The organism is Caulobacter sp. CCG-8 (assembly GCF_037402475.1).
GTDB lineage: Bacteria > Pseudomonadota > Alphaproteobacteria > Caulobacterales > Caulobacteraceae > Caulobacter.
Window position 1 is genome coordinate 1 of record NZ_JBBEUD010000026.1, and the last position, 11,688, is coordinate 11,688.

Annotated in this window: 14 protein-coding genes and 1 pseudogene; 5 read left to right on the plus strand and 10 right to left on the minus strand. The window is 68.5% G+C overall.

The genetic code is table 11. The features are described from left to right. A pseudogene (locus WAE60_RS21010) lies at positions 1-200 on the minus strand (thiol reductant ABC exporter subunit CydD); the annotation flags it as partial. A 123-nt stretch (positions 201-323) separates the two neighbouring features. On the opposite strand from WAE60_RS21010, the gene WAE60_RS21015 reads away from it, so the two are divergent. The 4 genes from WAE60_RS21015 (at position 324) to WAE60_RS21030 (ending at position 3,913) form a co-directional block, all read left to right on the plus strand. Continuing rightward, positions 324-1,889 (plus strand): cytochrome ubiquinol oxidase subunit I, encoded by a 1,566-nt coding sequence (locus WAE60_RS21015; protein WP_029911979.1) that lies wholly within the window; start codon positions 324-326, stop codon positions 1,887-1,889. Positions 1,890-1,902: 13 nt separating this feature from the next. Further along, positions 1,903-3,048: a cytochrome d ubiquinol oxidase subunit II gene (gene cydB / locus WAE60_RS21020; protein ID WP_029911981.1), complete on the plus strand. Its 1,146-nt coding sequence runs from the start codon at positions 1,903-1,905 to the stop codon at positions 3,046-3,048. Between the two features lie 12 nt (positions 3,049-3,060). After that, positions 3,061-3,180, plus strand: a complete 120-nt coding sequence (cydX, locus tag WAE60_RS21025) for a cytochrome bd-I oxidase subunit CydX (RefSeq protein WP_029911985.1) — start codon at positions 3,061-3,063, stop codon at positions 3,178-3,180. Between the two features lie 280 nt (positions 3,181-3,460). After that, positions 3,461-3,913: a chemotaxis protein CheW gene (locus tag WAE60_RS21030; protein ID WP_029911988.1), complete on the plus strand. Its 453-nt coding sequence runs from the start codon at positions 3,461-3,463 to the stop codon at positions 3,911-3,913. Positions 3,914-3,986: 73 nt separating this feature from the next. Here the strand turns inward: WAE60_RS21030 and WAE60_RS21035 are convergent, their stop codons facing one another. Continuing rightward, a complete protein-coding gene (locus WAE60_RS21035; protein WP_029911990.1) occupies positions 3,987-4,484 on the minus strand; it encodes an ASCH/PUA domain-containing protein in 498 nt (165 codons plus the stop codon). Between the two features lie 112 nt (positions 4,485-4,596). Between WAE60_RS21035 and WAE60_RS21040 the strand changes: the two genes are divergently transcribed. Then, positions 4,597-5,049: a membrane protein gene (locus WAE60_RS21040; RefSeq protein WP_029911993.1), complete on the plus strand. Its 453-nt coding sequence runs from the start codon at positions 4,597-4,599 to the stop codon at positions 5,047-5,049. Positions 5,050-5,059: 10 nt separating this feature from the next. On the opposite strand, the gene yihA is transcribed toward WAE60_RS21040, so the two are convergent. The 8 genes from yihA to WAE60_RS21080 form a co-directional block, all read right to left on the minus strand. Then, positions 5,060-5,701, minus strand: a complete 642-nt coding sequence (gene yihA / locus WAE60_RS21045; RefSeq protein ID WP_029911996.1) for a ribosome biogenesis GTP-binding protein YihA/YsxC — start codon at positions 5,699-5,701, stop codon at positions 5,060-5,062. Continuing rightward, the gene (yidC, locus tag WAE60_RS21050) at positions 5,701-7,587 is read right to left on the minus strand and encodes a membrane protein insertase YidC (protein ID WP_029911998.1); all 1,887 of its coding nucleotides are present in this window, start codon (positions 7,585-7,587) and stop codon (positions 5,701-5,703) included. The genes yihA and yidC overlap by 1 nt, the downstream gene beginning before the upstream one ends. Before the next feature lie 10 nt (positions 7,588-7,597). Then, positions 7,598-8,032: a ribonuclease P protein component gene (rnpA, locus tag WAE60_RS21055; RefSeq protein WP_337688494.1), complete on the minus strand. Its 435-nt coding sequence runs from the start codon at positions 8,030-8,032 to the stop codon at positions 7,598-7,600. Positions 8,033-8,135: 103 nt separating this feature from the next. Continuing rightward, on the minus strand, positions 8,136-8,270 hold the full coding sequence (rpmH, locus tag WAE60_RS21060; protein ID WP_012284717.1) for a 50S ribosomal protein L34: 135 nt from the start codon (positions 8,268-8,270) through the stop codon (positions 8,136-8,138). Between the two features lie 120 nt (positions 8,271-8,390). Further along, on the minus strand, positions 8,391-8,777 hold the full coding sequence (locus WAE60_RS21065) for a hypothetical protein (protein ID WP_337688512.1): 387 nt from the start codon (positions 8,775-8,777) through the stop codon (positions 8,391-8,393). A 16-nt stretch (positions 8,778-8,793) separates the two neighbouring features. Further along, on the minus strand, positions 8,794-9,777 hold the full coding sequence (locus tag WAE60_RS21070) for an NADPH:quinone oxidoreductase family protein (RefSeq protein ID WP_337688514.1): 984 nt from the start codon (positions 9,775-9,777) through the stop codon (positions 8,794-8,796). A 152-nt stretch (positions 9,778-9,929) separates the two neighbouring features. Further along, positions 9,930-10,976, minus strand: coding sequence for an alpha/beta hydrolase (locus WAE60_RS21075; protein WP_337688517.1), 1,047 nt, complete (start codon positions 10,974-10,976; stop codon positions 9,930-9,932). 60 nt (positions 10,977-11,036) lie between these two features. Continuing rightward, entirely contained in the window at positions 11,037-11,678 is a 642-nt protein-coding gene (locus tag WAE60_RS21080) for a TetR/AcrR family transcriptional regulator (protein ID WP_029912013.1), read from the minus strand. Positions 11,679-11,688 lie beyond the last annotated feature (10 nt).

Consider the following 11,688-nt stretch of genomic DNA (forward strand, 5'->3'; position numbering starts at 1 on the left):
CAAGGCGCGGCGGCGGGGAGGCCGCGCGGCAGGGCGTCGACGCCCAGGGCCAGTCCGGCGGCGAAGGCGATGGCGGTAGGGACGTCGGCCAGCAGCCACAGCGGCGCGGTGCGGGCCGCGCGTCCGCCTCCCGACTTGCTCAGGGTCTTCAGCCAGGGCCGCGCGACGGCGTCGAGGTCGGCGGTGAAACTGACGGGCATGGGCCGTTGTTAGGAGCAGGGAACGGGAACGTCCTTGATCCTGATCAAAGCGTTCTAGCCAGAACGCGTCTAGGGGTGGAAAGTCGTGGCGCGACCGATCGCCCACGACAACCGGAGCGCTGCATGGATCCCGCCGTCGTCGACCTTTCCCGTCTGCAGTTCGCCCTGACGGCGCTCTACCACTTCCTGTTCGTGCCCCTGACCCTGGGCCTCTCCTTCATGCTGGTGATCATGGAGAGCGTCTATGTGATGACCAAGCGGCCGATCTGGCGCACCACGACGCGGTTCTGGGGCACGCTGTTCGGCATCAATTTCGTGCTCGGCGTCGCCACCGGCCTGACCATGGAATTCCAGTTCGGCATGAACTGGTCCTACTACTCGCACTATGTCGGCGACATCTTCGGCGCCCCGCTGGCGATCGAGGGGCTGATGGCCTTCTTCCTGGAGGCCACGTTCGTGGGGCTGATGTTCTTCGGCTGGGACAAGCTCAAGCCCGTGCAGCACCTGCTGGTCACCTTCCTGGTGGCCCTGGGCACCAACCTGTCGGCCCTGTGGATCCTGATCGCCAACGGCTGGATGCAGAACCCGGTCGGCGCGGCCTTCAATCCCGACACGATGCGGATGGAGGTGGTCGACTTCCGGGCGGTGGTCTTCAACCCGGTGGCCCAGGCCAAGTTCGTGCACACGGTCAGCGCCGGCTACACCATCGCCGCGGTCTTCGTGCTGGGGATCAGCGCCTACTACCTGCTGAAGGGCCGGTTCGTCAGCGTCGCCAAGCGGTCGCTGACCGTGGCCGCCGCCTTCGGCCTGGCCTCGTCGCTGTCGGTGGTCGTGCTGGGCGACGAGAGCGGCTACGCCCTGACCGACAACCAGAAAATGAAGCTGGCCGCCCTGGAGGCCATGTGGGAGACCGAGCCCGCCCCGGCCGGCCTGACCGCCTTCGGCATCCCCGACCTGAAGGAGCGAAAGACCCACGCCGAGATCAAGATCCCCTATGTGCTGGGCCTGATCTCGACCCGCAGCCTGGACCGGCCGGTGGCCGGCATCTTCGAGCTGGTGGCCCAGGCCGAGACGCGGATCGAGAGCGGGCTGGTCGCCTACGACGCCCTGGAGACCCTGAAGGCGAACCCCACCGACCTGACGGCGCGCGGCGTCTTCGAAACCCATCGCCGCGACCTGGGCTACGCCCTGCTGCTCAAGCGCCACGTGGCCGACCCGCGGACCGCCGACAAGGCGCTGATCCAGAAGACCGCCTGGGAGACCGTGCCCAACGTGCCGGTGATGTTCTGGTCGTTCCGGATCATGGCCGGCATCGGCTTCCTGATGATCGCCCTGTTCGCCACGGCCTTCGTCCTGGTGTCCTTGCGCCGGCAGAACACCCGCTGGTTCCTGATGATCGCGGTGGCGGCCATCCCGCTGCCGTGGATCTCGACCGAGTTGGGCTGGGTGCTGGCCGAGGTGGGGCGTCAGCCCTGGGCGGTAGAGGGCGTGCTGCCCACCTTCCTGGCCCCGTCCACCCTGACCGTGCCCCAACTGCTGACCAGCATCGTGGTCTTCACCCTGCTGTACGGCGCCCTGGCGGTGGTCGAGGTCGGGCTGATCCTGAAGACCATCAAGAAGGGCCCCTTCGCCGAGCAGGAGGCCTTCCCGTCGGGCTCGGCCGCCCCCGCCGGCGAAGCCGTGGCTTAGGAGACACCGGATCATGGAACTCCCGATCGACTATCCGACCCTGCGAATGATCTGGTGGGGCCTGCTGGGCGTGCTGCTGATCGCCTTCGCCTTGACCGACGGCTTCGACATGGGCGTGGGCGCGCTGCTGCCGTTCGTCGCCCGGACCGACGAGGAACGCCGCATGGTGATCAACACCGTCGGCGCCACCTGGGAGGGCAACCAGGTGTGGTTCATCACCGGCGGGGCCTCGATCTTCGCGGCCTGGCCGCTGGTCTACGGCGTCAGCTTCTCGGGCTTCTACCTGGCCATCTTCCTGGTGCTGGTGGCGATGATCCTGCGGCCGGTCGGCTTCAAGTACCGGTCCAAGCGGCCGGAGCCGCGCTGGCGCTCGGCCTGGGACTGGGCGCTGTTCACCGGCAGCTTCGTGCCGGTTCTGGTGTTCGGCGTGGCCGTCGGCAACGTGCTGCAGGGCGCGCCGTTCAAGCTGGACGGCGACCTGCGCGCTTCCTACCACGGCGCCTTCTTCGGCCTGTTCACGCCCTTCACCCTGGTCTGCGGCCTGCTGTCGGTGGCCATGCTGGTGCTGCACGGCGCGGCCTGGCTGGGGGTGAAGGCCGAGGACGGCAGCGTGGTGCAGGACCGCGCCCGCCGGTTCGGGACCGGGGCGGGGATCGCCTCCCTGCTGCTGTTCCTGGTCGGAGGCCTCCTGGCCATGCGGCTGGGCTTCCGGATCGAGGGGGCGTTCGACCCCGCCGGACCGTCCAATCCGCTGCGCACGACCACGGTGGCGGCGCCGGGCGCCTGGTTCGACAATTTCGGCCGCCATCCCTGGATGCTGGTCGCGCCGGTGCTGGGCTTCGGCGGCGCGCTGCTGGCGCTGCTGGGCCTGTGGCGGCGGTCCGCGGCCCTGGCGTTCGGCGGCTCGTCGGCCTCGGCGGCGGGGATCGTGGCCACGGTCGGCCTGTCGATGTTCCCGTTCATCCTGCCCAGCACGATCGACGCCCATTCCAGCCTGACGGTGTGGAACGCCTCGTCCAGCCCCTCGACCCTGTTCATCATGCTGCTGGTGGTGATCGTGCTGCTGCCGGTCGTGCTGCTCTACACCGCCTGGGTGTTCAAGGTGCTGTGGGGCCGGACCAGCACGGCGGCCCTGAAGACCGATCCGGCCCTGTACTGAGGAGACCTGACGATGTGGTATTTCACCTGGATCCTCGGCCTGGGCCTGGCGCTGGCCTTCGGGGTGCTGAACGGCGTCTGGTACGAGTTCAACCTGACCGATGAGGGCGACATCGGGGCCTCGGAGCCGTAATCCGTGTTCCGCTCATCCCGGCGAATGCCGGGACCCAGATCCTGAATCTGAGTGGCTGACTGGAGCGGCGCCGCGCTCTTGGCGTCGGCTTTCGCACCATTCCATCTGGGTCCCGGCATTCGCCGGGATGAGCGGATTTATGACTTGGCGCGACAATTCGACGCCGCCCGGTAAGCTTTGCATTAACCGTTATTAAACGGCGGTCGGGCTCTTGTGGCAGACGACGCGAAACCGGCTTTCGGCCTTCGCCGCAAGACCTTTCGAGCCTCGGGATCCGACCATGACCGACCACGCCGAACCCGCCCTGGAGCTGATCTCGTTCTGCATCGGCGAGCAGGAGTTCTGCATCGACGTGAAGACGGTCCGCGAGATCCGCGGCTGGACCCCGGCCACCCCGATCCCGCACGCCCCGGCCTTCCTGAAGGGCGTGATCAACCTGCGTGGCGCGATCATGCCGGTCATCGACCTGCGCAACCGGCTGGGCCTGGGCGTCACCGTCCCGGAGACCCGCCACGTCATCGTCGTGGTCGAGTGCCAGGACCGCCTGGCCGGCATCCTGGTCGACGCGGTCAGCGAGACCTTCACCGTGTCGCGCGACCACCTGCAGCCGACTCCGGACCTCGGGACCGACGAACTGCGCTTCATCCAGGCGATCATCTCGCTGGACAGCCGCCTGATCACCTATCTGCGCATGGACGACGTCTTCCCGGCCCAGGTCAGCCAGGCGGCCTAAGCCACGCCTCGGAGCGAATCAAAAAGGGCGGACCGGCTGGTCCGCCCTTTTTGATTCCGGTCCCGTGTGACCCCTACTTCCCCCGCACGATCTTCGCGGCCGCCGCATGGAAGGCGGCTTCGGTCTCGGCGGCCTCGGCCACGGCGTTGTGGCGGTCGGCGGCGACCGGCATGGCCGCGCGGCCGGTGTTGGGGGCGGCGTAGCTCTGGGCCACCCGGCGGGCGTCCTGGGCGCGCAGGGCGGCGTTGTTCGAGGCCGTCTCGTGCCAGTGGGCCAGCTGGCCGGCGGTCAGGGCGCCGTCCGTGGGCAGGTCGCCGTGATGGACCACCTCGCCGAAGCCGATGGCCACGAAGCCGTGGATCACGCCGTAGTCCTCTTCCGACAGCAGGAAGGTGATCTGCCGCTCCTCGACCTGGCCGGTATAGACGTCCTGCTCCGGATCGAACTCGCGCAGCACCAGCACGTCGCCCACGGCGAACTCCCGGTCGTTGCGGCGGATCTCGAAGCGCTTCTTGCCCGAGCGCACGGCGGCGAAATACTGGGGCCAGGTCTTCAGTTCGTGACGGGTCATGAGCGGTTCTTCGGGGGGAAAGGGCGGGGCTCTTAGCCTGCGTCGGACTCTATAGCAATCGGCGACGGCGCGCGCAGCGGGATCGAACCGGCGGCGGAGGGGTTGAGGAGACATGATCCACTCGTTCCTTATCGGACTGGTCGCCGGCGCGCGATCCATCACGCCCTTCGCCGCGGTCAGCGACGCGGCCCATCGTGGCGAGCTGCCGCGCGACAACGGCGCGCCGTCCTGGCTGGGCGACCCACTCGTCGCGGCCGGCTCCAAGCTCCTGGCGGGCGGCGAGCTCTGGGGCGACAAGCTGGCCTCGGCGCCGGACCGTATCGTGCCGGCGGGCCTCCTGGCGCGCCTAGTCACCGCCGGCCTGGCCGGCGCGGCGCTGGCGCCGCGCAAACAGGCCCTGGCGGGCGCGGCCCTGGGCGCGACGGCGGCCGTCGTGGCCGCCTTCGTCACCTTCGATCTGCGGATGCGGGCCATGCGCCGGTTCGGCCAGACGCCAACCGGCCTCGTCGAGGACGCGATCACGGTGGGCGCCGCGCGCTGGGTGGTGGCTTCGGCTCGCCGCTAGCCCGCCCGGGTCAGCTCAGGCAGGTGCGGGCGATCTCGGCGCGCAGCTCGGGCAGGCCGTAGCCCTTCTCCGACGAGGTGGCCATGACCTTGGGGAAGGCCGCCGGACGCTTGGCGATGGCCTTCAGGGTCTTCTCGACCGTCGCGTCCAGCTCGGCCTGCTTGATCTTGTCGGCCTTGGTCAGGACGATCTGGTAGGAGACCGCCGCGATGTCGAGCGCGTCCAGCGCCTCGGCGTCCACCGCCTTCAGCCCATGGCGGGCGTCGATCAACAGGTAGACGCGCTTGAGGTTCACCCGGCCGCGCAGATAGGCGCGGCCCAGGTCCTGGAACTTGTCGGCGATGCTCTTGGACACCCGCGCGAAGCCGTAGCCCGGCAGGTCGACCAGGCGCAGCTTCTCGGCCAGCACGAAGAAGTTGACCTCCCGCGTGCGCCCCGGCGAGTTCGAGGCGCGCGCCAGGTGGTTCTGCCCGACCAGCCCGTTGATCAGGCTGGACTTGCCGACGTTGGAGCGGCCCGCGAAGGCCACTTCCGGCAGGCTGGGAGCCGGCATGCCGTCCATCTTGACCGCGCCCATCATGAAGGTCGCCGGTTGGGCGAACAGCACGCGGGCGGCCTCGATCTCCTCGTCGGTATAGGCCAGTTCGTCCATCAGGTGGCCTCGACGGTCTTGCCGCGCAGCCTGGCGATGAACTTGTCGATCGGGTTCTCGACCTTGTAGCGGTGCATGATGATGTACTGCTGGATGATCGTCAGCACGTTGCTCCAGCACCAGTAGATCACCAGGCCCACGGCGAAGCCCGACAGGGTGAAGGTGAAGATGATCGGGAAGAACTGGAAGATCTTCTGCTGGATCGGGTCGCCGGCCGGCGGGTTCATCGCGGTGGTCAGCCACATGGTGAAGCCGTACAGCAGCGGCCAGACGCCCAGGTGGGCGATCGAGGCGCCCAGCAGCGGCAGGGTGGCCGGATCCCAGTGGATCGCCCCGAACAGGTTGAACAGGGTGGTCGGTTCCGGCGCCGACAGGTCGACGATCCAGCCGAAGAACGGCGCGTGCCGCATCTCGATGGTCACCGTCAGCACCTTGTACAGCGAGTAGAAGATCGGGATCTGGACCAGCATGGGGATGCAGCCCATCATCGGGTTGATCTTCTCCTTGGCGTACAGCTGCATCATCTCCTGCTGCTGTTTCGCCGGATCGTCCTTGTGCTTGGCCTTCAGCTTCTCGACCTCGGGGGCGATCTTCTTCATCTTCGCCATCGACTCGTAGCTCTTGTCGGCCAGCGGGAAGAGGATCAGCTTCAGGGTCACGGTCAGCAGCATGATGGCCACGCCGAAGTTGCCCACCAGCTTGTAGAAGATCTCCAGGATGTTGAAGATCGGCCGGGTGATGACCGAGAACATCCCCCAGTCCACGGCCTTGTCGAAGCTGGGGATGACGCTGGCCGGACGGTTCCAGAACTGCCACCAGACCACCGGCTTGCCGCCGTATTCGTAGCGGGTCAGCAACGGCACGGTCTTGGCGCCGGCGAACAGGCGGGTGGTGTTGGTCAGGGTCGCGCCGGCCGCCAGCGACTGGGGCGCGCCGGTGAAGGCCGACTCATAGATGTCCACGCCGCCGACCGGCTTGACGATGAAGCGGCCCTTGATGGTCTCGGACTGCTCGGGGACCAGGGCGGCCAACCAGTACTTGTCGGTCATGCCGATCCAGCCGCCCTTGGATTCCAGGTTGTCCTGGACCGGCTTGTCCTTCTTCCACTTCGGGTATTTGGCCTGGTCCTGCAGCAGGTACTTGCCGTCCTTGACGCCGTCGATGCCGCCCAGGACGCCGATGCCGCCCTCGTAGACGATCTGGGTCTTGCCCAGGCCGTGCGGGCCCTCGGTCGGGATGCCCTGGCGCTGGACCGAGGCGTAGGGGGCCAGGGCCACGGCCGCGCCGCCCTGGTTGCGGACGCTGTCGGCCACGGTGAACATGGCGTCGGCGTCGACCGAGATGGTGCGGGTGAACACCAGGCCCTGGCCGTTGTCGTAGGTCAGGACGACCGGGGTGTCGGGGCGCAGCACCTGGCCGGGCGCGGCGGTCCAAACCGTGCTGGGCGTGGGCAGGCCGGTCATGCCGGCCATGCCGGCCCAGCCGAAGTCGGCGAACCAGGCGTGCTCGGCGCCCTCGGGGCGGAACAGCTCGACCGGCGGCGAATTCTTGTCCGACGTCTGGGTGTAGCGCTTGAGCCAGAGGTCGTCGATGCGGGCGCCCTTCAGGGCGATCGAGCCCGAGAGGGCCGGGGTGTCGACATTGATGCGCGGGCTCTGGGCCTTGGCGGCGTCGCGCGACAGCTTCAGCGGCTGCGGCAGGCCGTCGGCGCCCAGGGTCATGCCGGGCTGCAGGGCGGCCTGGGCCTCGGCGGCCTTCTTGGCGCGGAGCTCGGCTTCCTGCTTCTTCTGCTGCGGGCCCAGGATGAAGAACTGGTAGCCGATCAGGATCGCGAACGCGCAGACGAGAAACAGCAGCGTGTTCTTGTTGTTGGTGTCGTTCTGCATGGGTTGGGACTTAACCAGAAACGGAGGAATCGGACGCGGCGGGGGCGTGCGGAGCGGGCGGCTGGCCCGGGCCCGCGCGATCGAGGTCGGCGGCGAGGCTTATCAGCGCGGTTTTAACGTCGTCAAGCAAACGCCCCCATGGCCGCTGGCCGGTTCCGCCGCGGGCGATGAACACATAGTCGCAAGACGGGCGGCCATGAAGGGGGAGAAGCAGTCGGGCGGCCTCTCGGAGGCGTCTTTTTGCGCGATTCCGTTCGACCGAGCCGCCGATCTTCTTGGTGGCGGTGAAGCCGACCCGGATCAGCGGGTCGTCGTCGTGGCGAGGACGCATCTGCAGGAACACCGCGCCGCGCGCCAGGTTGGGGGCCTTGGCGGCCTTCAGGAAGTCCGGGCGCTTCTTCAGGCGCTCGATCTTCGGAGACCGCGGAAGCTGGGCTTCGGTCATGAAAAAAGCCGCCCTTTCCGGCGCAGGCGCAGAGCCTGGTTCGAGGAAAGGGCGGCTTCCATCATGGTCTAGTTTCCCGCCGAAGAGAGACGGGAGAAGGCTGTTAGGCCGTCAGGCGCTTACGGCCCTTGGCGCGGCGACGCGCGACGATCTTCTGGCCGTTCTTGGTGGCCATACGCGCGCGGTAGCCGTGACGGCGGGCTCGCACGAGCTTCGACGGCTGGAATGTCCGCTTCACGAGGTGGCTCCGAATACAATAGTGGGACGCGATAGCCGCGAGGCCGCCGCGAGTGAGGGGCGGTGGATAAGGGAACGGACGGGCGCTGTCAACATGAGTCCGACACGAAGACGAGTCGGATCAGGGGCTTGGCGGGGCGGGATCGCCGGGCGCCGTGGCGCAGGTGAAGCTGTCCATCGCAAGCCAGTCGGGGTCCGTGGTCTCTTGCGGGCGGGAGAGTAGGCCCCCGCGCCCGAGATGATAGCGAATGTCGCAGCGCTCGCCCGGGCTTGGCAGGCGATCAGCGCCGAAGCTGACCGAGAACAATTCCTTCGATAGTCCGCTTCGGGTTTCGACCGTCACCTTGTCCCAAAAGACCAGATAGCCTGACCCCGTCTTTGTATCGTCCACTGATGTGATGAGAACATCCCGCAAGGTCGTGGGCGGCCCGTCCGCCCGGGCGGGCGCGGCGATCGAGATCGCGGCCAAGGCGCCGATCAGACTCGTTCTGGCAAGATGCTGGATCACAAGATTGGTCAGGGCTCTAAGCTTCGGGGAGGATCACCGCCTTGCCGACGACCTGCCGGTTCGCCAGCAGGTTGAAGGCTTCGCGCCAGTGATCAAGGCCAAGCTCGGCATGCACATGGGGCCGAATTACGCCCTCGTCAGCCATCCGCCACACCGCCCGCGCGTTCTCACGGCCCTTCTCGGGAAACTGGCGGCCGTACTCGCCGGCCCGCACGCCCATCACCGAGAAGCCCTTGATCAGCGGCATGTTGACCGAGACCGTCGGGATGCGGCCCGAGGTGAAGCCGATCACCAGCAGCCGGCCGTCGAAGGCGATGCAGCGGACGCTTTCGTCGAAGACGTCGCCGCCCACCGGATCGTAGATCACGTCGGCGCCCTGGCCGCCGGTGATCGCCTTCACCTTGTCCTTGAAGCCGCCGGTCACGTTGACCACGGCGTCGGGGGCGTAGAGGCGCTGGACCTGCGCCAGCTTGTCGTCCGAGGCCGAGGCGGCGATCACCCGCGCGCCCAGGGCCTTGGCCAGGTCCACCGCCGCCAGGCCCACCCCGCCGGCCGCGCCGTGCACCAGCACCCATTCGCCCGGCTCCAGCCGTGCCCGGCGGACCAGGGCGACATAGGCGGTCAGATAGGCCGCGCCGTAGGCGGCGGCCTCGGCGAACGACAGGCGGGCCGGCTTGGACTTCAGCGCGCTCGCCGACAGCACGGCGTATTCCGCGAACCCGCCCAGCCGCGCCCCGCCGACCACGGCGTCGCCGATCTTCCAGTCGGTGACGCCTTCTCCAAGCGCCGCGACCTCGCCGGCCAGGTCCAGGCCGGGAGTGAAGGGCAGGGGCGGTTTGAACTGGTATTCGCCCCGGGTCATCAGCAGGTCGGGGAAGTTGACGCTGGCGGCGCGCACGCGGACCAGCACCTCGCCCGGACCAGGCGTCGGCGTGGTGACCTCTCGGACCGCGCAGCCGGCGAAGTTTTCGCTCAGGTTTTCAACGACAAGGGCGCGCATCGTCTTGAGCTCCAAAATCTCCGCTCATCCCGGCGAAAGCCGGGACCCAAGCCGAGCTTCAGGATGGGCCGTGATCGATCGAGCCGCCATGCGCCTTCCCGCCAATTCAGCTTGGGTCCCGGCTTTTGTCGGGATGAGCGGAGTGTGGGGAATCAGGCCTTGGCCGCGTCGAACGCCGCCCGCACCAGCCGCGCGATCTCCCGGCACGCCGCGTCGGCCGCCGGGACCGCACCCGTGAACGCGGTGAAGCCGTGGGCCAGGCTGTCGTAGCAGCGGTAGGTGACCGGCACGCCGGCCGCGACCAGGCGCTTGGCGTAGGCCTCGCCCTGGTCGACCAGGGGATCGAAGCCGGCGGTGATCACCACGGCCGGGGCCAGGCCGGACAGGTCGGCGGTCTTGTCCGGCGACAGGCGCGGATCGGCCGGGTCGGCGTCGGGGCCCATATAGTGGCCCATGAACCAGTCCATGATCGGCCGGCTCAGCGGATAGGCGTCGCCATAGGTGGTCATGGACGGCGTCTCGCTGGCCACGTCGACGGCGGGGTAGATCAGCAGCTGTAGGGCAGGCTGGGCCTCGCCCAGGCGCTTCATCTCCTGGGCGACGATGGCCGAGAAGTTGCCGCCCATCGAGTCGCCGCCGATCGCCGCCGCGCCCGGCAGGGCCCCGAACCGCGCCGCGTTGTCGCGACCCCAGCGAAAGGCGGCCAGCACGTCGTCCAGTCCGGTGGGGAAGCGGTGGTCCGGCGCCAGGCGGTAGTCGACCGACAGCACCGCCGTGCGCGCCACCCGCGCCAGAATCCCGCAGAAGGCATGGCAGGTCTCGAGATCCCCGATCACCCCGCCGCCGAAGTGGGCGAAGACGATCAGCGGGGCGCTGCTGTCCTGGTCGGCCGGACGATAGGCGCGCAGTCTGACGGGTCCGTTCGGCCCGTCGATGGACAGGCTCTCGTTGCGCACGCCCGGCTCGGGCGGACCGCTCATGGCGGCCAGGCCCCGGGCGCTGGCGGCGCGGGCCTCGTCCGGCGACAGCGTCGTCATGGAGGGAAGCTTGGCGGCGGCCGCGGCCAGGAACTGGAAGCGCGGGTCCAGCGTGCGTCCGCCGCGGTAGACCGTTCCGCCGCCCGACATCGCCCGCAGGATCGGGCTGGGCAGCGACATCATCGCTTTCAGGATGAACTTCTGGACGGCGGGGTCGGCCATTCGGGCTCTTTCTTATGTCTTGTTCTTATGTTTGGGCGGGTGTTTCGAGGGGCGGGGCCTCTAGGGTCGAGGCAGGGCGGGCAGGCCGCCCAGGATCATCCGGACGGCGAAGTCGGTGGCCCCGTCGACGTCGATGGGCCGGCGCTCCAGCATCTTGTCGCCGACCTCGCGGGCGATGGCGATGCAGGCGGCGGCGAAGTAGTCCAGGTCGACGGCGGGGGCGTGGTCATGCTCCAGCACCTTGGCCAGGGCCACGTGGACCTCGTCGAACACCGCCTGGACCTCGGGCGTGGCGCGGGCGTGGGGGAAGATCTCGCCGGCCGGCCGGTTGACCCGCCAGCTCTCGTGCTCGCCTTCCAGGAAGTCGAAATAGGCCCGGATCGCGCCGCGCAGGAAACTTTCGAAGTCGGCCGCCTTGTCGGACTCGGCCCGCAGGATCGGCCGGAAGCGCCGCGCGCCGTCGTCGGCCAGGGCGTCGAACACTTCTTCCTTGGACTTGTAGTAGTTGTAGAAGGTGCCCGAGGCCAAGCCCGTGCGGCGGATGATGTCGCGCACCGTGGCGGCCTCGTAGCCCAGCTCACCGAACACCGCCCGCGCCGCGTCGAGGATCGACTGGCGGTTGGCGACCTTGGTGCGTTCGCGCTTGCCGGGGCGGTTGTCCTCGGCGGGCGGACGGGCGGGGAAGTAGGCGATGTTCGACATCGGACGCGAC